The following is a 20,316-nucleotide window of genomic DNA, read 5'->3' on the forward strand; positions in this document are numbered from 1 at the left end:
CCGTCCCCCCTCGACCGCACCGAGCGAGTTGAACGGCAGGCCGGTGGCATTCACGCCGAGCTGCCGCCGCGCAGCGATCGCCCCCAACGCGTCGCAGACCAGCGCGAACACGAATGGCTTCGAGACGCTCATGATCGAGAATTCGTGGGCCGTGTCGCCGACGGCGTACAATTCACCGTCCGTCCCGGCCACGCAGATGCCGAAGAGATCACCCCGAACCCGGGACAGGGCCGGGTATACCTGGGAGATTTCCCCATCCTCGTTCGACCTGTAGCGGTCATGGGCTTCCAGGATGAGCGCACGCATCGCATCGGAGGGCGGCAGATGCCCCGTCGAGACGTAGAGGGGAGCGTTCGACGCGGAGACCACATCGAGCGTGCTCATGAGCGCCTCCGTCATGCGAGTCCGGCGGGAGGCAGCCGATCTGACACGGACATGCCGTGCCGCGCCCGATCGCGATCGGCTCCTGCGCTGCCCGTTCGTCCCGATCGACCGGGCATCTTCGACGGCATCGGCTGACTTGCCGCCTGCGTCGATTCCCATACGAGGGCCGCTAGAGTGTCTCCCCTGAGCCGAGCGTCAAGCAGGGAATTTCCTCACGGTGCGATAGGGATTTTCCCGATCTGACGATCGGGAAAATCCCGAGCATGATCGATGCAGGCGAGGCAGATGACACGGTATATCCCGAGGCTTGACGCCGCCATTCTTTCGCGAATACGCTGCGCCACCATCATGAGGAGCAAGAAGAATCCTCATTGAGGCCGGCGGCTTCGTGCGATGTTCGCGCGTCGTCGCCGAACCCCGGATACGTCACCTGACTGCGCGGATCTTTGGTGCGCGGATCTTGGCGCGGATCTTGGGACGGCGGCACCTCGGTTGCCGTCCCACGGTCGTGTTCCGGGGCCATCGGCAAGCTCGTCCGGTCCCGGCCAACGGGGAGAGAGACGATGAGTGATCTCGTCTTCATCGCGTTTCCGTCCGAAGACAAGGCGGAACAGGTCCGGCGTCAGATCCTGGCGCTTCAGCGGGAATATCTCATCGAATTGGGCGATGCCGTGGTCGCCGTCAAAACGGCGGACGGTCAGATCAAGCTCAATCAGATGATGAACATGACCGCGGCCGGGGCGGCATCCGGCGGCCTGTGGGGCACACTCATCGGGTTCATCTTCCTTATGCCGCTGCTGGGCACGGCAGTCGGAGCCGCCTCCGGCGCGCTCGCGGGTCGATTGACGGATGTCGGCATCAACGATCAGTTCATGAAGGACGCGGCGGGCGCCCTGCAGCCCGGCACGGCCGGTCTGTTCCTCCTCGTGCGGCGGATGACCACCGACAAAGTGCTCGCCGACCTGCGTGGCGTCGGTGGTACGGTCATGCGCACGTCCTTCGACGAGACCAAGGAGGCCGCTCTTCGCGAGGCGCTCGCCGCATGCGCCACGGCCGCCACGCCCGTGGCGGCCCCGGCCGCCCCCGCGCCGGCATAGGTCGCGAGACGCAGGATCGCGTCCTGCCCGTGCCGTTCCGCCATCGCCAGACAGGAGCGTCGAGATGCCAGCGATGAACCGTCGCGCTCTGTTTCGAGGATCGGCCTGCTACGCAGCGGCAGGGGTGCTGGGCTGTGTCGTCCTCCCCGATGCCGCACGGGCCCTGCCGCCACCGGCTGCCGGCGCATGGCCTTCGCAACCCGACGACGGCTTGATTGAGCAGGCGCAGGTCGTGGTCGTGCCGCCCCGTCGCCGCCGCCGTCGCCGCCGGGTGTGCTGGTGGCGCAGGGGGCGCCGCGTGTGTACGTGGCGCTGAGCTTGCTGGCTGCCGGGCGCCGGGCCGGCTCACGGTCGAGGAAGCCGGGGGCGAGCCGCGCCGCGCCTCGTCCTACGGGATGCAGTTCCGGATGGCGGCCAAGGTCGCGGCCGGGACAGCCGTGTTCGTCGGGCTGCCCCAGGGCGTCGGGATCACGGCGTGTTGCGGCGGCAGGAACGGCAGGGAGGGGCTTGTCAGGAGGCCGTTGAGCACCGCGACCACCGCCCCTTTGGCGCAGTCGAGCACCGGTGCCCCGGAGGCGCCTCCGTTGAGAAGGAGGCGGTTGGACCCCTGGACCTCAATGAGAGCCAAGCCGGCATAGCGACCCGCGGCCTCGCCGGCCCGGCGCACGACGCCGCGCGCAGCCTGCATCCGTCCGTCCGCGTAGCCCAAGATCAGGACGGATGCGTTCTGTGCCGGGATCGTCAATTGCACGTCGAGCACGGCCGCATTCGGGAAGGGGTCGTCCAGTTCCATGATGGCCACGTCGTTCGCCAAGCCGGTGGGGCCCGGCCCGCGCCTGGGACCTTCGGAGATCTTGCCCTTGACGGCCACCCGGAGCCGGACCCGCGTCGCAGTCTCCGGCTCCCCCTCGCGGCCGGCCTGACGCAACTCGACCTCCTGCCAAGCCCCATCGGGGAGATCGTTCGCGAAGTGCGCGGCGGTCACCAGCAGCCGGGGCGAGGTGTAGAACCATGCCGTCGCCTGCTCCCCGACGACATCCCCGCCTGCCTCGTGCAGAGGCTCGGTGAAGTACCGGGAGACGCTGACGACGGCCCGGGTGGCCAGCGAAGGATCGACGCAGGAGCCAGTCTGCTCCTGGGTATCGGCACGAGCGGCGGCAGGTGGGCCGAGGCCGGCGATGGGCGGGATCAGCGCCAGGCCGAGGACGCACAGCCTTCTCCGGACCTGCCATGGTACGACCATGCACATCCCCATCTTCCGCAGCTGGAGCTGCGGAACATCGGAACGACGTAGACGGGCAGGTCCAGGTTTGCGCTCTCAACCCCGGGAAGCCGCCGGATGTTCCTGGCGGCTGGGCGCGCCGATTCGCGCGAGATCCCGGCTCGCCCCGTCGCCGGCGGAGCAAGGCGCCCCGCATCCGGCATCAAAACTTCGCCGCAACCGGCTTGGCTTCGGCCACCGGCTTCGGCGGCGCGACCCAGAGCGGCGCCGAGATCGTCAGGTAAGTGGCCGTCCCGGCGAAGCGATTCTTGACGTCGAACTCGCGGAAGAACCGGACGTTGGTGGAAACCGGGATCTCGCCCAGCTTGAACGTGTAGCCGATCTGTCCGCCAAGAGACGTCGTGCGCCCCTTGAACGGGCCGATCCGGTCGCCGGAGCCGCTGTCGCCGGTGAGCTGGTTGTAATAATAGCCGACGAGACCGACCGACAATTCCTTGGTCAGATACTTCGAGGCCGACCATTCCAGATGGAACTCGGTGCCGGTGAGGTATTGGGTCGCCGGGTTGATCCAGTTGAAGGTGACGCCCGGCACAACCGAGAGCTCGTAGCCCAGGACGGGATCGAGGTAGGTGAGCGCGCCGCTGAAATCGAGCGCCGGGCGATTGAGCGAGATGTTGGACAGCTGGCCGGTCTCGTAGGAGCCGGACGGCACGACGCCGAGGAGCGTGAAGCTCCAGTGGAAGTTGCCGGAGTGCCAGCCGACGAACGAGGAGAGATAGATGTCGCCGACGTTGAAGTTGGCGTCCCGCTCGTGCCCGGCGATGATGCGGTCGATGCGCGGGGAGAACAGGACCGTGCCGGCGCTCACGTTGGGCGTGCCGAACGGGATGGTTACGGAGAAGCCAAGGTTTCCGCCCAAAACCTCGACCGGCGTGACCCAGATCGGCGTCGCGAAGTTCGCGCTCATGTCGAGCTTGACGTTCGCGGCGACGACGCCGCCGCTCTGGAAGGCGCGCCCTCCGCCGAGATTGCCCGAATAGTAGTAGGTTTCGCTCTCGAAGTAGAAGCCGGGCGGCGGCGTCACGCCTGCGAGCGGACCACGATTGCCGAGCACGTAAACGCCCTGGGCCGACTCGGCGGCCTGAGCGCCCGGCGTGGCCAGTAGTCCCGTGGCGCAGGCAGCTGCGAAGCCAATCGTCCGCCAAGTTCCAGGCACGGCTGCGCCTCCAAAACCTATGAGGATGCTTCAGGATTCCACAACCTGGTTTAATTTGCAATGGCCAAGCTGGTCCAGTTGCGCGCCCGTTGCCTATCATTCTTTAATTTTCTTCGCCGATGCGGCCATGACCGCCTCCATCAGCTTGGGAATTGGCACGGAAAATTCCGCTGGTGTGTCACATGGGGTCAAGCATGGTGTCGGGGCGCTGATACCGTGACGCCGGCCGATCCGCAGCACTTCCGCGCGCCGAACGACGGCCGGCGCGACTGGCCCGTCACCCTCACCCCACCGACACGTCCATGAGCCACGGGGGCTTCCGGGCCCTCATCAGGGAGAGGATTCAGCCATGAGTAGCGACACGCACGAGGTGAACCAGGGGGCCTCCGGCGAGGGGCACGCTCTCAGCCGCCGCAACATTCTTCTCACCGGGTCGTCGGCCCTCGCGGCGGCCGCGTTGGTCTCGGCCGCCAGCACCACGGACACGCAGGCCCAGCCACAACCCCAGCAGCAACCGGCCGCCGGGCAACCGAACATCCTCGTCATCATGGGCGACGACATCGGCATCTGGAACATCGGCGCCTACCATCGCGGCATGATGGCCGGACGGACGCCCCATCTCGACCGGCTCGCCGCCGAGGGCATGCTGTTCACCGACTACTACGCGGAGGCGAGCTGCACGGCGGGGCGGGCGGCCTTCATCACCGGCGAGCTGCCGATCCGGACCGGCATGACGACGGTCGGCCAAGCCGGCGCCCCGATCGGCATTCCGGCGGAGGCCGTGACCATCGCCACCGCGCTGAAGGGCATGGGCTACGCCACGGGCCAGTTCGGCAAGAACCACCTGGGCGACAAGAACGAGTTCCTGCCGACGGTACACGGCTTCGACGAGTTCTTCGGCTATCTCTACCACCTCGACGCGATGGAGGACCCGGCCCATCCCGCCTATCCGCAGGAGCTGCTGAGCCGGGTCGGCCCGCGCAACATGGTTCATTCGTGGGCGACGAGCGTCGACGATCCCACCGAAGACCCGCGCTGGGGCAGGGTCGGCAAGCAGCGGATCGAGGATGCCGGCACCCTCTACCCGAAGCGGATGGAAACCGTGGACGAGGAGATCCGCGACCTGGCGCTCGGGTTCATCGACAAGGCCAAGGCCGACGGCAAGCCGTTCTTCGTCTGGCTCAACCCGACCCGCATGCACGTCACCACGCACCTGTCGCCGAAGTACCAGGGCATGCGCAACTCTCAGAACGGCTGGAGCATCCAGGAAGCCGGCATGGCGCAGCTCGACGACGTCGTCGGCGCGATGATGAAGAAATTGACGGATTTGGGGATCGACAACAACACCATCGTCGTCTTCACGACGGACAACGGTACGGAGGTCTTCACTTGGCCGGACGGCGGGCAGACACCGTTCGCGCAGTCCAAGGGCACGGTCATGGAGGGTGGCTTCCGCGCGCCGGCGATGATCCGCTGGCCGGGCAAGGTGCCGGCCGGAAAGGTCGAGAACGGCGTCATCTCCGGCCTCGACTGGTTCGCGACGCTCGTGGCGGCCGCAGGCAACCCGAACATCGCCGAGGAGCTGAAGAAGGGCAAGCAGATCGGCGATCGGACCTACAAGGTCCACTTGGACGGCTATAATCAACTGGACCTGATCACCGGCAAGGGTCCGTCGAAGCGCAACGAAGTCTGGTACTTCGGCGAGAGCGAACTGGGAGCCGTGCGGATCGGCGACTACAAGTACCGCTTCATCGATCAGCCCGACGGATGGTTGGGCGACAAGACGAAGCCTGACGTGCCCTACATCACCAATCTGCGGCTCGACCCCTTCGAGCGGACCGGCTGGCCCGACAACGGGACCAAGGCCGGAGCGCAGAACTACATGAGCTGGTTCCTGTACGAGTTCTGGCGCTTCGTCTTCGTCCAGCAGGAGGTGGAGAAGCTCGCCATGACCGCCGTCGAGTTCCCGCCGATGCAGAAGGGCGCGAGCTTCAACCTTGAAGCGGTCAAGGCGAAGATTCAGGCCGCCAGGTCTGCGATAGCGAAGTGACGGTCGGACGCGAGCGCGGAGGACGGGCGGCAAGCCCTCGACGTCCTCCGCGAGCGCCATCCGAGGCTGTCGGTCGATCCGCGCCCGAGCGACCGCTACGCCGACCTGAGTCACGGATTTCGGCGACGCGGTCGCGGCGGTGCCGGTTCGTTGCAGACAATGCGGCAAAATCAGTGACCGAGAGCAGCGCCCGATCGCACCGTGATCGGGCGCTGCTCCAAGGACGCGGGTTTCGGGCGAGGAGGGTCACGTCCTTGCCGTGCCCATGCGCGTGTTGTCGACGAAGCGCTCACCGGCCTCGTCGAGGGACGCCCGCCCCCTGCGGCCCTGCGGCGGGTGGACGTAGAGGGCCCTCGGGTCGACCTTCTCCGCCCGCTGCGCCGGGGGCGGCGCCATGAGGTAGCGCGCCTCCCGGCTGTGGTCGGCGAGTTGCAGGCGCGGGTCGTACACGCTGTCGAAGTTCCACAGCATGCGCACGTAGTTCGTCTGGCCACGCATCAGGTTGCGCATCCCGATCCCCGCATGCGTGACGAGTGCCCGCCAGCCGACATGCCTGCGATAGAGCGCTCTCTGTGTCTTGACGAGTTCGGCGTAGAACTCCGGCAGCGGCAGCTTGGTCGGCAGCACCGCGTGCTGGATGTCGTAGAGCCGGTAGTCGAGGCTCTGCAACGGGCGGGTCTCGGTGCGCCAAATCTCGGTCCCCGGATAGGGCGTGTTGACGCTGATGTTGACGATCTCGGGGATCTCCAGGCACCACTGCCGGATCGTCGCGAACCGCTCGCGGTCCCAGTCCGGGTCGGCGATCAGGTTGATCGCCACCATGATCCCGAGCGAGCGGGCGAATTCCAGCGCCTCGAAGTTCCTGTCCATCGCGATGCGCTTGCGGAACTTCTTCAGGCCCTCCTCGTCCACCGCCTCCAGGCCGATGAACATGTACTTGAGGCCGTTGCGGCTCCAGAACCGGAAGACGTCCCTGTTGCGCAGGAGCACGTCGCCGCGGGTCTCCAGGTAGTATTCCTTCTTGATGCCGCGCCGGGCCAAGCCCTCGCCGATGGCGAGCCCGTGCGCCTCGTGCACGAAGGCGACGTCGTCGACCAGGAAGATGCCGGGCTCCCGGATGCCGGCGACCTCCTCGACGGCGCGCTCCACCGACATGGCCCGGTAGGAGCGGCCGTAGAAGGTCCAGGCGGAGCAGAAGGTGCAATCCCAGGGGCAGCCACGGGCGAACTCGACCGAGGCGCAGGGGTCGAGGACCCCGATGAAGTACTTGCGCCGATGCCGCAGCAGATCGCGCGCCGGGCGGGACTCGTCGAGCGACGTGACGAAGCGGGGCGGCGGCCCCTCGCCATCGAGGGTCACGGCGCCCGGCACGCTGGTGACCGCCTCGCGGTCGGACGCGACGGCCTCCAGGAAGGCTGGCAGCACGGCCTCGCCCTCGCCCCTGAGCACGCAGTCGATCGCGCCCTCGCCGTGCTCCAGGAATTCCTGCGCGGTGAAGGAGGCGCTGTGGCCGCCGACGAAGACGTAGGACCGCGGCAGCGCCGCCTTGGCGGCCTTGGCGAGATCGATCACCTCGGGAACATTGGCGAGGTAGTTGCACGAGAAGGCGAGAACGTCGGGTTGGAAGGACCGCACGAGACGGTGGAAATCAGCGTGGCTCTCGACCTGAAGGTCGATGAGCCTGACCTCGTGCCCGGCCTCGCGCGCCTTCCCGGCAACGATCTCGAGACCCAGGGGCTCGAGCCGCAGGAAGACCTTGGTGAACATCAGGCCGCTCGGATGGATCGCAAGAACCTTCATGCCAGGTCCTCCTTCTCCGGTGCTGCAGGCCCGGTTCGAGCGACATCCCGGCTCGGTCTCTCTCAGCGGAACCGCATGGCGCAATTCTGCCGAGATCATCGGTTTCGCATCGTTCTTCGCCGAACCCGTGATCACTTCGGCGAAGGATGCTGAGAGCCGGGTGGTGACGCACCGCTCCTGCTGGACGCACCTGCCTCTCGACCGACATCTTGGCGGACAAGGCCGAGACGATGATGCCATCCTACGCCGGATCGCGACATTTCAAGACATCATGCGATGTGTTCCAGGGTCAGAACTGGCGCGTACCACTTCATCGCGGCGCGCTCGGCCGGCCCGCGATGTCGGTGGCCGGGCGGAGGCCGGAGATGCGCAGAGCGGCCCAGACCAGCGCGCCGCCCGCGACCAGGACGGGCAGGAACGAGATCCAGAGGACCACGTCCCAGCCGTAGCGCGACAGGAGACCGCCCGACGAGAACGAGCCCACCGCCATCGTGCCGAACACCACGAAGTCGTTGAGCGATTGCACGCGGGCCCTCTCCTCGGGACGGTGGCACTCCAACACCAGCGCGGAGGCGCCCACGAAACCGAAGTTCCAGCCCACGCCGAGCAGGATCAGCGTGATCCAGAAATGCGCGACGTCCACGCCGGCCAAGCCGACGGCGGCCGCGGCCGCGGTCAGCGCCAAGCCGGCCGCGACCACGCGCGGCGCGCCGAAGCGCGTGATCAGGCGCCCCGTGAAGAAGCTCGGCCCGTACATGGCGATCACGTGCCATTGCAGGCCGAGATTGGCGTCCTCCTGCGACAGGCCGCACAGGTGCATCGCCAACGGCGCCGACGTCATGAGGAAGTTCATCAGCAGGTAGGACACCACTCCGCAGATCACCGCCGTGATGAACCGGGGTTGGCCCGCGATGACGCCGAGCGGACGGCCGCCGGCCAGCTCCTGCGCCGTCGGCATCGGCAGCCGCACGCCGAGCAGGACGAGGGCCGAGACGGCGGCGACGGCGGCTTGCGCCAGGTACGTGGCCGCGAACAGGTGAGGCGGCCACAGGTTCATGGTGTGGGTGACGAGCTGCGGGCCGATGACCCCGGCGAAGACCCCGCCGGCCATGACGGCCGACAGCGCCCGCGGGCGTCGCTCCGGCGCGACGCAGTCGGCGGCGGCGAACCGGAACGAGAGGACCACCGCGGCGTAGGCGCCGCCGAAGAAGGTGCCGACGCTGAACAGCCAGAACGAGCCCAGCACGATGGCGAAGGCGGACAGCAGGCCGACGAGCACGCCGCAGGCCGTCCCGGCCAGGAACACGGCGCGACGGCCATGGCGGCGGGCGATGGCGCCGGCCGGCAAGGTGAAGGCGGCCATGCCGACCACGAAGATCGAGATCGGCAGCGTCGCCAGAACGGGGCTCGGCGCCAGCATGCTGCCGACGATCGCACCGGTTGCGTAGACGACCGTCGCATTCGCGCCGGCAAGCGCCTGGGCGACGGCCAGCCGGAGGACGTTGCCCGTCCCGGACCGCGCAGGGAGAGCGGGCGCGAGCCCGGGTGCCGGGCCGGCTGCGGCGTGGGACATGGGATCTCTCAGGCCGTGAGGAGGGTGTGCCAGCGCCTGTCGCGCGGGGACGGGCGGCGGTGCAGGCGGCGGTCGAGCAGGGCACGGGCCTTGGCGGCCTCGCCGCTGCGCATCAGCGCGACGAGCAGCGTGTCCTCGATGATCTCGCGCTGGGCGCCGCTGCCGCCGATCCGCGGCACCTCTGCCGTGACCGGCTCCAGGATGCGCACGCACCCTGAGTAATCCTCGTCCGCGAACGCCAGCACGGCCCGACAGATCGCGGGCACGACCGGCCCGGCCGCGAGGGTGCCGGCCGCCACGAGGTCGGTCAGGGCGTCGATGCGCGCCGCCGCCGCGGGCCTGTCGCCGGTCGCGGCCGCCAGCAGGCCCATATGCGCGTCGGCGAACGCGAAGCCGGCCTTGGTGAAGTACGGGCTCGCATAGGCCTTGGCCTCGTCCCAGAGCCTGGCCGGCACCGCGTAGCCGTAGGCCTGCATGCGCCAGAGCAGCGAGACCGTGTCCGAGACGACGTTGATGGGCAACCCTGCCGTCACCGAGGGCTGGACGTGCTCGGCGTAGATCCTCAAGGCGTGTTCGGGGTCGTCGCGCTCCAGGGCGGACAGCGCGGCGTGCCAGGCGATATGGCCGTGCAGGATGCCGGAGCGGTCATAGTCCGGCAGCCAGTGTGCGATCAGCGCCTCGGCCTCCTCGCCCGCGCCGTCCTCGAACAGGGTGTGCGACAGGGCGTGGGCCCCGTTGGCGTTGTTGCGCCGCAGCTCGAACCCCCGCTGCGCGAGGTCGCGCCCGACCTTCACCGCGCCGTTCTCGGCGTGGCACCAGCCCCGATAGGTCGCGAACCACCAGTCGTCGGGGGCGAAATGGGCCGCATGGCGCTCGCAGAGGTCGACGCGGGCCTGGTCGTGATCGGCGATGCCGGAGAACGCCAGCAGCCCGAACGCGCCCAAGGGCAGCGACAGGATCAGCACGTCACGCGGCCACGTGTCGGCATGGGCCAGCGCGCTGTCGAGCGCCTTGGCGGACTGCCCGGTGACGGCCAGGGCCAAGGCCGCCACGTGGCTCCGCTCGCGCGGGGTGCCGTTGCGGGTGACGATCCCGTGCGCCGTCTCGATGCGGGCGCGCGCCGCGGCGGCCTCGCCGCGGATCGCGTGCAGGCGGGCCCGCGCCGCATGCGCGAGGGCGAAATCCGGATCGGCCGCCACCGCCTCGTCCAGGGCCTCCGCCGCGCCCGGCCAAGCCGAGAGGAGGAGATCGACCCCCTCCCGGTAGCGCTCGGCGGCCCAGTCGGATGTGGTCGAGAGGGGCAGGCCGCGGCGGTCGAGGTGGGCCATGACGGGTTCCGGGGCTCAGTCGTGCATCGGCCACGGGTGGAAACCCACCCCGCCGTCAGGTGGGTCGGACCCGGCCGTGCATACCGGAGCGCCGGCTGTCTGTATTTCGATGAGATGCCATATTGTGTAGAAATCCAGCCAAACTGGAGGCCGGCATGCCGTGGGGAACGATCGAGGCGCCGCCCGGCCTCGCACCACCGCACCCGATGACGGTCCGTGTGCAGTCCATCCCGGCGCGCCACGCCTTCGCGGAGCACGCGCACCGCTGGAACCAAGTCGTCTACGCGATCTCCGGGGTGCTGACGGTGGCCGTGACGGGGCGCTCCTTCGTGATCTCGCCGGAGCAGGCCGTGTGGCTGCCGACCGGGCAGCGGCACCGGGTCGGATCTCTGCTCGGGGCCGAGTTCCGCAGCCTCTGGATCGCGGACGAAGCCGGTCGCGGCCTGCCGGAGCGCCCGACCGTGTTCGGCGTCTCGGCCCTGCTGCAGGCTCTCATCGTCGAGGCCGCCGCGATCGAGGGCGGGGAGGATCCTGACGGCTATGCCGACCGCATCACCGCCCTGATCCTCGACCAGCTCCGGCGCGCCCAGCCGCTCCCGGGAGCGCTTCCCTGGCCGCGCGAGGGCGCCCTGGTCGGCCTCTGCGAAGCCCTCTACGCGGAGCCGGCCGATCGCCGCGGACCCGAGGCCTGGGGCCGGGAACTCGGCCTGTCGGGGCGGAGCTTGGCCCGGCACTTCGAGGCGGAGCTGGGCATGAGCCTGCGCTCCTGGCGGCGACGCCTGCGGCTGTTCAAGGCGATCGAGCTGATGGGCGGGGGCTTGGGGGTCACGCAGACGGCGATGGAACTCGGCTACGGCTCGACCTCCGCCTTCGTGTACGCGTTCCGCACCGAGATGGGGTGCAGTCCGCAGGCCTATATGCGCGGACGGAAGGCGGATCCGTCCGTGCCACCCGATGCCGGGAATTTGGGGCAGGTCGGAGTGGCCGGCCGGTCCGGATCTCTCCGATCAGGTGGGCCCTGACGCCGCGGCGTCGAAGGCCCCGTGGCGCGGGTCCGGTGCGTCGCCGAGGAGGCGCCGGGCGGAGGAGATGACCTGCAGGGTCTGGGAGCTGAGCCGCTCCGTGCGGGCCCGGTGCTCGAACCGCCTCAGGCGGGCAATCAACTCCCCGTCGGTCCTGATCTTGCGGGCCACGCAGCCGATCACCGCATCCGTGATGCGCTCCCTCAGCAGAAATTCGAACAGATCATCCGTGTGCGGCCGGCTTTCAGCCATGGGGCATCTCCTTGTGCGAGGCGTGGCTCTTCTTGGAGGGTCCGCATTACGGGCCGATTTCAGGTGCGTTAAGGAATGACGTCACGAGCGCGGGACCTGGAGCGCGGGACTTGGAGCGCGGGACTTGGAGCGCGGGACTTGGAGCGCGGGACCTGGCGCCTGCGGCGCGGCCGAGCCGGGATCGGCCGCGCCGGACATCATCCGGTCGCGCCGGCCCCCGAGCTTCCGCGCGAGACGCGGCAGCGAGGAGACCCTCCGGGCGGGCATCACCGTCCCGACCCTGTCATACGGTTTCCGGATGATCGCTTCGCGATGCGGAAACCGGCCTCGCTCAGGCGCCGCGCGGGCTCGTGATACGGTTTCCGAAAGTGATCTTCCGGAAACCGTATCAGAGGCGGAATTGGAGGCCGACCCGCATGGCGTGTTCCGCGCCTGGCCGGCGCGATGCCGGTGCTGCGGGGACACAGCGGCATCCGGCGGATCGATGCCTTGCGTGGCGTGGTAGCGCCGCGGGCCCGCATTCCTCCCGGCGGCGACCGGGCGCCTGCCGGATTCCGACGCCTCGACCGGCGTGCCGCCCGCCACCCGGCGGTCCTCCCCGGCCGCAGCAGGCGGCATTGCAGCCGTAACCCTCACCGTCGCGATCCGCAGCCGCCCCGTAACGGGCGCCCTCCAGCCTCGCTCCTGGGACCGCCGCAGGCAGCGGCGCCCGCTCCCGACCATCACAAGGACGAGCGCATGAAGGTCCTCCTCTGTTCGACGCCCGCGACGGGCCACCTCAATCCCCTGCTCGCCATCGCGCGCATGCTGGCCGACCAGGGCCACGAGGTCGCGGTGCTGTCCGGCACCGGTTTTCGCGACCGCATCGAGGCGGCCGGCGCACGGTTCCTGGCCCTCACGGGGAAGGCGGATTTCGACGGGCGCGACCTCCTCACCGTCGCTCCCGAACTGACGACCACCCCGCCCGGACCGGATTGGCTGCGCATCGCCATGGAACGCGTCTTCGTCGACCGTGTCCCCGATCAGCATCGCAGCCTGCGGGACGCCCTCCGGGCCTTTCCGGCCGGGGTGGTGATCGGCGACGACATGTTCTTCGGGGTCCTGCCGGCGCTGCTCGGCCCGCGCGCGGAACGGCCCGCGATCGTCTTGTGCGGCACCTCCATCCTGCACTGCTCGCGCGAGGACAAGGCGCCCCCCTTCATCGGCCTCCATCCGGCGGGGACCCCCGGACAGCGGGCGGAGTACCAGCGGATCGCGCAGGAGCATGCCGCCGCCGTCGACGGGCCCGTCTCGCGCCGGCTCAACGGCGTCCTGGCGGAACTCGGGCTGCCGCCCCTGTCGACGACTCTGTTCGATTCGGTGGTGCGGCTCGCCGACGCCTATCTGCAGCTCTCCGTGCCGGGCTTCGAGTTCCCCTTCGTGCTGCCGCCCACCGTGAGGTTCGTCGGCGCGCTCCCGATCGTCCCGGATCAAGCGCCGCTGCCGCCCTGGGCGGACGACCTCGACGGCGGGCGGAAGGTGGTGCTCGTCACGCAGGGCACCGTGGCCAACCACGATTTCGGCCTCCTCGTCGGCCCGACCCTCGCGGCCCTCGCCGACGAGCCCGACATCCTGACCGTGGTGACGGCGGGCGGACGCGGGCTCGACGCCGTTCCGGGGCCGATCCCCGCCAATGCGCGGCTCGCCGCCTACCTGCCCTTCGAATGGGTGCTGCCCCGGATCGACGCCATGGTGACGAATGGCGGCTACGGCAGCGTCAACCAGGCGCTGAGCCACGGGGTACCCCTGGTCGCCGCGGGCTTGACCGAGGACAAGGCGGACGTGAACGCCCGCATCGCGTGGTCGGGCGCGGGCATCGACCTTCGGACGAACAACCCGGCGCCGGAGGCGATCCGGCGCGCCGTGCGCACCGTGCTCGACGCGCCCCGGCACCGGCTTCACGCGCGGCGCCTCGCCGCCGAGTTCGCGGCCCACGACGCGACAGCGGAGATCCTGCGGCTGCTGTCGCAGCAGGCCGGGTCCGCCCGCGGCCGGGTGCCGGACGCCGCCTGATCGCCCTCCAGAGTTCGGCACGTTCGATCGAGTTGAGCGGCACCCGGTCCCCTCGGACCGGGTGCCGTTCTCGCTCCTGCGGCTGTCGCGCGAGGATGGATCGCAGTGCGCGTGCGATCGGGCGGCAATGAAGATCCTCGTTAGTTTGCGGTTTTCCGCCGAATGTCCGCTGCAATCCGTTCGCCGCCGGCTCGAAATCGCTCCGACATGCCGTCCGCCCATCCCTGAGGCTGCATCAAACGGGGATATGCGACCATGACCCTCGATCGGAAGACGGCCGTCACGGCCGGTGCGCGCGCCATGCTCGGGACCCTTCTCCTGACCATGTCGGGGACGGGCGCGGCGCGGGCCGAGCCCGTTCAGCGGCTCGCCCACCGCGACGTCGCCACCGTCGGCTCGCTCGCCCGCTCCATCCCGTCGCCGGACGAGCGGGACCCGCGCCCGGCCAACGTGGTGCGCGAGCACCTCAAGGCTCAGCGGATCATCGACCGCGTATGCACGGGCTGCTGATGCGGGCGGTGTTCCTGACCGAGGCCGGGACGCAGAAGGCGGCCTCGCGCCGGCGGGTGGAAGGCTCAAGGCCGGCGAGCGCCGCTTCACCGCCGCGCGAGGCAGCGCGCGAGCGTCGCCGCCACCTCGGTCGCGACGAGGGGCCACTGCACGATCTCGGCGATACCCGCGCGCGCCAGCGCTGTGGCATCGATGGAGGCGGCCGAGCCGGCCGCGAGCACGACCGGCAGGGCACGCCCGCGGCCCGGCCCGTTGCGGAGGCGCAGCACGGGTTCGGCCCGCGCCGACGGTCCGACCAGCGCGGCGGCGAACCGCTCGGGCGCCTGCGCGTGCGCGGCGATGGCCCGCTCGACGCTGCTGAACCCGACCGGCTCGTAGCCGAGGGCCGCCAGCACCTCCTCGTCCCGCAGCAGCGCGACGGGATCCGGGTTGATCACCATGAGCGTCTCGCCCTGCCCGAGGGGCAGCCCGGGCTCGGCCGCGCCGTCGTCCGCGTCCGGTCCGACCATCGCGGGAAGCCAGACCTCGAAGCGGCTCCCCGCGCCGGGTTCGGTCGAGACGGCGAGCGCGCCGGCGTGCTCGCGCACGATCTCGCGCACGGTCGCGAGTCCGAGGCCGTTGCCCGCCGGGCGGGTGGTGAAGAAGGGCTCGAAGACTCGGGCGCGCGTCGCCTCGTCCATGCCGCGGCCGCGATCCTCGACGGCGATGCGGATATAGCGCCCCGGAGGCAGCCGGTCGGTGGTCTCGGGTGGCAGGCGGCCGACCTCGCGCAGATCGACGGCGACCGTGATCGGGCCCGCGTTGTCCATGGCCTGCGCGGCATTGTTGCAGAGGTTGAGCACCACCTGCTGCAACTGCGTCACCTCGCCCGAGACGGTGGCGCCCGGGGGCACGTCCTGCACGATGAGGTCGACGTCCGCGGTCAGGGACGCCCGCAGCAGCGAGGCGCATTCGGCGAGCAGCACCGCCACCCGGACCGGCCGGCGGCGCGCGTCGCGGCGGCGGCCGAAGGTGAGGATCTGATCGACGAGGTCGCGTGCCCGCTCGCCCGCGCGCCGGATTTCCCCGATCGCCCAGGCCGCCCGGCCCCCCGTCGCCACCTGAGCCTCGGCCATCTCCGCGTAGCCGAGGATCGCCCCGACGATGTTGTTGAAGTTGTGCGCGATCCCGCTCGTCAGCGCGCCCACCGTCTCCATCCGGCGGGCCTGCTGCAACCGGCCGGCGAGTTCCGCCCGGTCGCGCTCCAGCCGCTCGCGCCCGACCGCGTTGGCGAAGACGTCGAAGGCCATGCGCAACAGGCTGCGCTCGCCGTGCGGCAGCGTGAGGCGCGCCCGTACGGCATCGAAGCCCAGCAGGCCCGCCTCGCCCGTCCTGCGCACCACGCAGGCCCAGTCCCGCAGACCCGCCGCCGCGAGCGCGGCCCGGTCCGCCGCGTCCGGCAGGCTCCGCTCTGGCACGAGGTCGAGGAGTTCGCCCCCGCCGAGGACCGGGTTCCCGGCGAGCGCCAGCGCGCGCTCCGGCCAGCCCGCCGCCAGCGCCGTGCCGGCGCGGCACCATGAGACCTGGAGCGGGTCGCGGCCGGCGAGCAGGAAGTAGGCGCGGTCCGCGCCGATCTCGTCCGCGAGCGCGCCCAGGGCCGTCTCGATACGGACCGAGACCTCCTGGGGCGGCGCGTCGATGAAGCCGAGCGAGAGACTGGCGATGAGGTGTTCGAGCGCCGCGCGCCGCTGCAGCGCCCGCGCGCGGGCGCGCAGTTGCAGCCCGAGATGGACCAGGGCCGCGAGGAGCGCGAGGGAGATCACGTAGAGCAGGGTTCGGTAGCGCCGGGCGCTCTCGCGCGAGGTGCCCTGATGCGCGAGCACCATCGCGCGCAGGGACGACAGCTCCTCGCCGACGGGAAGCCCGAAGAGCGCGCTCAGCAGCCCGTCGAGCCTCGGCAGCAGGCGGTGCAGCATCCGCCCGTGCGCCAGCAGGGCCCTGATGTCCGGATGGTCGCGGTCCCCCGCCGCGGCGGCGAGCTGGCCGAGGCTCTCCTCCACCTCGCGCGCGGCCGGGGCGGAGGTGTCGAGCGTCAGGCGCAGCATCGCGGCGGCGAGGTCGCTCACCCCGGCCAGGATCGCGCCATCCCCGCCATGGGCCGTCATGCGCGCGCTGAACAGCCCGAAATAGGCGAGCGAGTTCTGCAGGAGCGCGTTCTCGCTCTTGAACTGCTCGACCAGGGCCTCCTGTCGGGCAAGGGCGTCCTCGAGCGCGTCGATCGTCGCGGCCGTGCGCGCTCCCTCGGACGCGATCTCCCGCAACCGCGCGTGGCCGTCGCCGAGCGCCGCGACCGCCTGCACGAGAGGATCGTAGTTGCGCAGCACGCCCGAGCGCGCCAGCAGGAGGTCGCGCTGCAGGGCGTTCTCGGTGACGGTGACGCCGTCGAGGGTCTGCAGAGCGCGATCGTACACCTCTGCATCGGCGTTCACCGCGTGGAACGACAGCCAGGTCAGCATCAGCAGGAGGAGCGGCACGGCGGGCGCCGCGAGGGCCGAGGTCCTCATCCCGGCGGCGGCGCGACGGGCCGGCCGCGATAGCGCCCGGTCAGGGTCTTCAGGAAGGCGGCGATCCGGTCGATCTCGTCGTCCGCGAGCCGCTGGTTGAGCTGGGCGAGCGCCATCCGGCGCACCGCCTCCCGCAGGGTCGGGGCGCTGCCGTCGTGGAAGTAGGGCGGGGTCTCGGCGACGTTGCGCAGGCTCGGCACGCGCAGGACCACTGGCTCGGGGGAGGCGAGGGGATGGAAGATCCCGTGCCGCTGCAACAAGTTGGCGCCGACGTTGACGCCCTGGTGGCAGGAGACGCAGCCGAGCGACCGGAACAGGTCGTAGCCCGCCCGCTCCTCGGGCGAGAGCGCCGTAGGATCGCCGCGCAGCCAGAGGTCGAAGCGGCTGTCGGGGGTGAGCAGCGAGCGCTCGTAGGTCGCGAGCGCGCGCAGGAGGCCGTCGCGGTCGGGCGCCCGCGCGAAGACCGCGTGGAAGTCCGCCACGGTCCCGGCATCGTCGCGCAGCCGGGCGAGCACGTCGTCGAGCCGGGCTCCCATCGAGGCGGGGCTCTCGATCGCCTCCCTGGCCTGCGCCTCCAATGTGCGGGTCTTGCCCTCCCATCCGAGCCGGTAGCTCAGCGCCGCGTTGAACACGGTGCTGACGTTGAGGGGCGGTTTCGCGGCGTCGTGGGACGGATTGCGCGTCTGCCGGTCCGCGCCGTTGCTGTGCACGTCGTGGCAGGAGGTGCAGGCGCGCGCGCCGTCGCCCGACAGGCGCGGATCGGCGAAGAGGCGCTCGCCCAGGGCCACTTCCCGCGGGTCCGCGGCGGGCGGCGGCGGGATCGGCGTGATCGGCTCGCGCGCTCCGGCCGGATCGGCGACCGGCACCGGGAGGTCGGGGGCACGGACGGGCGCGGTGCCCGCGAGGAGGAGCGCCGTGCCGAGCGCGCAGAGGCAGGCGGCCGCGGCGAGGGGCGCCCGCCTCACGTCCGGTCGATCCGCCGGGGCGCACCCGATCCGCCGTCCCCGGTCCGGGACACCGGCCAGCCGGGATGGAAGCCGCTCGCGCCCGCGAGGGCGAGGCCGGTGACGAAGTCCCGGCCGATCGCCCTCAACACCAGGCTGGCGCCCGCGCAGCCGCGGTTCCAGCCGCGCCCGGCGGCGCTCAGGCCACCGCGCAGGCGGGCGGATGCGCGGGCGTGAGGGGGATGATTGCGCCCATTCATGGCCGACCTCGTCCGTGACTCGAGGCCCGACCCTCGGCGGACGCGCCTACGGGGCGATGTCAGGGCAGGGGGAGTCGCGTTGCAGCCGCAACACGGGCGGCCGGCGCGGCTCACGCCACCTCCACCGGCAGGGCGAAGACGTAGCCGATCCCGCGCTCGGTCAGAATGATGCGCGGCTGGCTCGGATCGGCCTCCAGCTTGCGCCGCAGCCGCAGGATCTGGACGTCGATGCTGCGATCGAACACGTCCTCATGCACGCGGGTGGCCTGCAACAGGTGCTCGCGGCTCAGGGGCCGCTGCGGCGCCGACACGAAGGCCACGAGCAGCGCGTACTCGCCCTTGGTCAGCATCACCGCCTCGCCCGCGGGGTTGGTGAGCCGGCGCGACCGGGTGGAGAGCTGCCAGCCCTCGAAGCCGTAGACGGCCGCGCCGTCGCGCTGTGCGCTGCGCCATGCCTCCTGGCGGCGCAGCACCGTGCGGATGCGCGCGAGCAGCTCGCGGGGGCTGAAGGGCTTGGTCAGATAGTCGTCCGCCCCGAGTTCGAGCCCGATCACGCGGTCGATCTCGTCGCGGCGGTGGCCCGTGGTGATGATGACGGGCAGTTCCGAGCGGGCGCGGATCTCGCGCAGCAGCGCGAGGCCGTCATCCTGGCCGAGCCGCAGGTCGAGGATCACGAGATGCGGCTCGGCCGATCGCAGCCGCGCCGCCATCTCCTGCCGGCCCGCGGCCGTGGCGACCTCGACGTCGTGCTCGCCCAGGTAGTTCGCGAGCAGCTGCCGCATGGCCGGATCGTCGTCCACGACCAGGACGCGGATCGGCAATCCCGCCGCGCGCAGGCCGTGCTCCTGGACGAGGGGCGTTTCGTTCATGCGCATGCCTCGCGTCGTCTCGTGCCTCGCGCCGGGCCGCGGCGGGGCCACGTGGTTGCCGTGCGGCCTGTCGCGGCCGCATGATGCGGACCCGATCCTCCCTCCAGCGGCTCGCGGCCCAAGCTGCCGCACCGGTGGCTGCCGCCTGGACATGGCTCGCCGGCCCTCTTCTTTCAGACCAGACTGGCCGGGCATGTGCGGTCGCGCACGTTAGTCCCGCGTGAATGCAATTTTTTGGCTGGAAATATTGCAAATGTAGCTTCGTTGAGCAGCCCTGCCTGCGGACATGATCTCGATTTGCCTGGCGAGGTCGCACAGGAGGCTGATTGCGGCGGACTCGAAGACCACGACCGTGAAGGAACGCGGCCACCGCCAGCGGGCCGGGGCGGGAAGCGCATCACGGCTGGCCGCAGCCGCACCCCGGAGCATGCGCGCCGCCCGGCCACCGGGAGTTCCGGATCACGTTGCAGAAGTTGCCCCGCCGGAAGCCGGGCTCCTTGTCGGCGATGACGTCCGCCTTGACGTTTCCGAAGGTGGTCTCCGGCTTGTGCTTGATGCCGTCGTAGAAGGCCTGGATGATGTCGTCCTTGAAGTCCGGCGTGCGCGGGAAAGCGGACACGACGGCCGCTCGCTCCTCCTCCGAGTACTGGTCGTAGGTCAGGCCCAGCACGTCCATCTCGACGCCGGCGGTGACGAGCGCGACGACCGGGTGCATGTGGACCGGGATGCCGGGCGTCGTGTGCAGCGCGATGGCGGTCCAGACGGTGGACAGGTCAGCTTCGGATACCCCGTAGGACCTCAGGAAGTCCCGTGCGGCGTTCGCGCCGTCGACCTCGAAGCGCTCGTCGGCACTGCCGTAGTCCGGCATCAAGCCGAGGTCGTGGAACATGGCTCCGGCATAGAGCAGCTCGCGGTCGAAGGTCAGTCCTCGATGGACGCCGGCCAAGGCGCCGAAGTGGTAGACCCGGCTCGAATGGTTGAAGAGCAGGTCGGTCTCGTTGTCCCGGATGAATTCGGTGACCGCACGGGCGAGTCGACTGTCGGGAACGGCAGCCTCCGGACGGATGCTCATGGTCGTATCTCCTTGGCGTCAGGGCCGGGAATGAGGTACGAGCATCCGGGCTTGTCAGCAATCGTCTGAAACAGGCGTTTCCTGCCATCCGGCAGGCGAGGACGGACACGGGAGCCGGAACC

General features: G+C 70.4%; 16 protein-coding genes and 1 pseudogene. 5 read left to right on the plus strand and 12 right to left on the minus strand.

Features of this window, described 5'->3' with window-relative positions; genetic code table 11:
• Positions 1-60: 60 nt before the first annotated feature.
• A pseudogene (locus tag ACE101_RS12870) lies at positions 61-543 on the minus strand (glutaminase); the annotation flags it as partial.
• A gap of 404 nt (positions 544-947) precedes the next feature.
• On the opposite strand from ACE101_RS12870, the gene ACE101_RS12875 reads away from it, so the two are divergent.
• Positions 948-1,481 carry a DUF1269 domain-containing protein gene (locus ACE101_RS12875; RefSeq protein WP_379129863.1) on the plus strand — a complete coding sequence of 178 codons (534 nt, stop codon included), beginning with the start codon at positions 948-950 and terminating at the stop codon, positions 1,479-1,481.
• A gap of 388 nt (positions 1,482-1,869) precedes the next feature.
• On the opposite strand, the gene ACE101_RS12880 is transcribed toward ACE101_RS12875, so the two are convergent.
• On the minus strand, positions 1,870-2,730 hold the full coding sequence (locus tag ACE101_RS12880) for a S1 family peptidase (RefSeq protein ID WP_379129864.1): 861 nt from the start codon (positions 2,728-2,730) through the stop codon (positions 1,870-1,872).
• 175 nt (positions 2,731-2,905) lie between these two features.
• Positions 2,906-3,898 carry a SphA family protein gene (locus tag ACE101_RS12885; RefSeq protein WP_379138633.1) on the minus strand — a complete coding sequence of 331 codons (993 nt, stop codon included), beginning with the start codon at positions 3,896-3,898 and terminating at the stop codon, positions 2,906-2,908.
• Positions 3,899-4,268: 370 nt separating this feature from the next.
• Here ACE101_RS12885 and ACE101_RS12890 point away from each other — a divergent pair, with 370 nt between their 5' ends.
• Complete coding sequence (locus tag ACE101_RS12890; RefSeq protein ID WP_379129867.1) at positions 4,269-5,969, plus strand: arylsulfatase; 1,701 nt, start codon at positions 4,269-4,271, stop codon at positions 5,967-5,969.
• 246 nt (positions 5,970-6,215) lie between these two features.
• On the opposite strand, the gene hpnR is transcribed toward ACE101_RS12890, so the two are convergent.
• The 3 genes from hpnR to ACE101_RS12905 all read right to left on the minus strand — a co-directional run bounded on the left by hpnR (position 6,216) and on the right by ACE101_RS12905 (position 10,670).
• Entirely contained in the window at positions 6,216-7,769 is a 1,554-nt protein-coding gene (gene hpnR, locus ACE101_RS12895; protein WP_379129870.1) for a hopanoid C-3 methylase HpnR, read from the minus strand.
• A 310-nt stretch (positions 7,770-8,079) separates the two neighbouring features.
• Complete coding sequence (locus tag ACE101_RS12900; RefSeq protein WP_379129873.1) at positions 8,080-9,342, minus strand: MFS transporter; 1,263 nt, start codon at positions 9,340-9,342, stop codon at positions 8,080-8,082.
• Positions 9,343-9,350: 8 nt separating this feature from the next.
• A complete protein-coding gene (locus tag ACE101_RS12905) occupies positions 9,351-10,670 on the minus strand; it encodes a tetratricopeptide repeat protein (RefSeq protein WP_379129876.1) in 1,320 nt (439 codons plus the stop codon).
• A 155-nt stretch (positions 10,671-10,825) separates the two neighbouring features.
• On the opposite strand from ACE101_RS12905, the gene ACE101_RS12910 reads away from it, so the two are divergent.
• Positions 10,826-11,692, plus strand: coding sequence for an AraC family transcriptional regulator (locus tag ACE101_RS12910; RefSeq protein ID WP_379129879.1), 867 nt, complete (start codon positions 10,826-10,828; stop codon positions 11,690-11,692).
• Here ACE101_RS12910 and ACE101_RS12915 read toward each other — a convergent pair.
• Positions 11,678-11,944 carry a hypothetical protein gene (locus ACE101_RS12915; RefSeq protein ID WP_379129884.1) on the minus strand — a complete coding sequence of 89 codons (267 nt, stop codon included), beginning with the start codon at positions 11,942-11,944 and terminating at the stop codon, positions 11,678-11,680. The genes ACE101_RS12910 and ACE101_RS12915 overlap by 15 nt on opposite strands.
• 738 nt (positions 11,945-12,682) lie before the next feature.
• Here ACE101_RS12915 and ACE101_RS12920 point away from each other — a divergent pair.
• The gene (locus ACE101_RS12920; RefSeq protein WP_379129887.1) at positions 12,683-13,996 is read left to right on the plus strand and encodes a glycosyltransferase; all 1,314 of its coding nucleotides are present in this window, start codon (positions 12,683-12,685) and stop codon (positions 13,994-13,996) included.
• A gap of 255 nt (positions 13,997-14,251) precedes the next feature.
• Complete coding sequence (locus ACE101_RS12925) at positions 14,252-14,506, plus strand: hypothetical protein (RefSeq protein ID WP_379129890.1); 255 nt, start codon at positions 14,252-14,254, stop codon at positions 14,504-14,506.
• A gap of 86 nt (positions 14,507-14,592) precedes the next feature.
• Here the strand turns inward: ACE101_RS12925 and ACE101_RS12930 are convergent, their stop codons facing one another.
• From ACE101_RS12930 to ACE101_RS12950, 5 genes are all read right to left on the minus strand, one after another.
• Positions 14,593-17,049, minus strand: a complete 2,457-nt coding sequence (locus tag ACE101_RS12930) for a two-component system VirA-like sensor kinase (protein ID WP_379129893.1) — start codon at positions 17,047-17,049, stop codon at positions 14,593-14,595.
• A complete protein-coding gene (locus ACE101_RS12935) occupies positions 17,046-18,014 on the minus strand; it encodes a cytochrome-c peroxidase (protein ID WP_379129896.1) in 969 nt (322 codons plus the stop codon). Before ACE101_RS12935 ends, ACE101_RS12930 begins: the two co-directional genes overlap by 4 nt.
• A complete protein-coding gene (locus tag ACE101_RS12940; RefSeq protein WP_379129899.1) occupies positions 18,011-18,253 on the minus strand; it encodes a hypothetical protein in 243 nt (80 codons plus the stop codon). Before ACE101_RS12940 ends, ACE101_RS12935 begins: the two co-directional genes overlap by 4 nt.
• Positions 18,254-18,363: 110 nt before the next feature.
• On the minus strand, positions 18,364-19,122 hold the full coding sequence (locus ACE101_RS12945) for a response regulator (RefSeq protein WP_379129902.1): 759 nt from the start codon (positions 19,120-19,122) through the stop codon (positions 18,364-18,366).
• A 397-nt stretch (positions 19,123-19,519) separates the two neighbouring features.
• A complete protein-coding gene (locus ACE101_RS12950) occupies positions 19,520-20,194 on the minus strand; it encodes an HD domain-containing protein (protein ID WP_379129905.1) in 675 nt (224 codons plus the stop codon).
• Positions 20,195-20,316: the final 122 nt, after the last annotated feature.

It is taken from the genome of Methylobacterium carpenticola (assembly GCF_042748905.1).
GTDB classification, from domain to species: domain Bacteria; phylum Pseudomonadota; class Alphaproteobacteria; order Rhizobiales; family Beijerinckiaceae; genus Methylobacterium; species Methylobacterium carpenticola.

Coding starts and splice junctions, on each gene's coding strand:
- ACE101_RS12875 (WP_379129863.1), top strand. CDS start 948: ATGAGTGATCTCGTCTTCATCGCGTTTCCGTCCGAAGACAAGGCGGAA.
- ACE101_RS12880 (WP_379129864.1), bottom strand. CDS start 2,730: ATGTGCATGGTCGTACCATGGCAGGTCCGGAGAAGGCTGTGCGTCCTC.
- ACE101_RS12890 (WP_379129867.1), top strand. CDS start 4,269: ATGAGTAGCGACACGCACGAGGTGAACCAGGGGGCCTCCGGCGAGGGG.
- hpnR (WP_379129870.1), bottom strand. CDS start 7,769: ATGAAGGTTCTTGCGATCCATCCGAGCGGCCTGATGTTCACCAAGGTC.
- ACE101_RS12900 (WP_379129873.1), bottom strand. CDS start 9,342: ATGTCCCACGCCGCAGCCGGCCCGGCACCCGGGCTCGCGCCCGCTCTC.
- ACE101_RS12905 (WP_379129876.1), bottom strand. CDS start 10,670: ATGGCCCACCTCGACCGCCGCGGCCTGCCCCTCTCGACCACATCCGAC.
- ACE101_RS12910 (WP_379129879.1), top strand. CDS start 10,826: ATGCCGTGGGGAACGATCGAGGCGCCGCCCGGCCTCGCACCACCGCAC.
- ACE101_RS12915 (WP_379129884.1), bottom strand. CDS start 11,944: ATGGCTGAAAGCCGGCCGCACACGGATGATCTGTTCGAATTTCTGCTG.
- ACE101_RS12920 (WP_379129887.1), top strand. CDS start 12,683: ATGAAGGTCCTCCTCTGTTCGACGCCCGCGACGGGCCACCTCAATCCC.
- ACE101_RS12925 (WP_379129890.1), top strand. CDS start 14,252: ATGACCCTCGATCGGAAGACGGCCGTCACGGCCGGTGCGCGCGCCATG.
- ACE101_RS12930 (WP_379129893.1), bottom strand. CDS start 17,049: ATGAGGACCTCGGCCCTCGCGGCGCCCGCCGTGCCGCTCCTCCTGCTG.
- ACE101_RS12940 (WP_379129899.1), bottom strand. CDS start 18,253: ATGAATGGGCGCAATCATCCCCCTCACGCCCGCGCATCCGCCCGCCTG.
- ACE101_RS12945 (WP_379129902.1), bottom strand. CDS start 19,122: ATGAACGAAACGCCCCTCGTCCAGGAGCACGGCCTGCGCGCGGCGGGA.
- ACE101_RS12950 (WP_379129905.1), bottom strand. CDS start 20,194: ATGAGCATCCGTCCGGAGGCTGCCGTTCCCGACAGTCGACTCGCCCGT.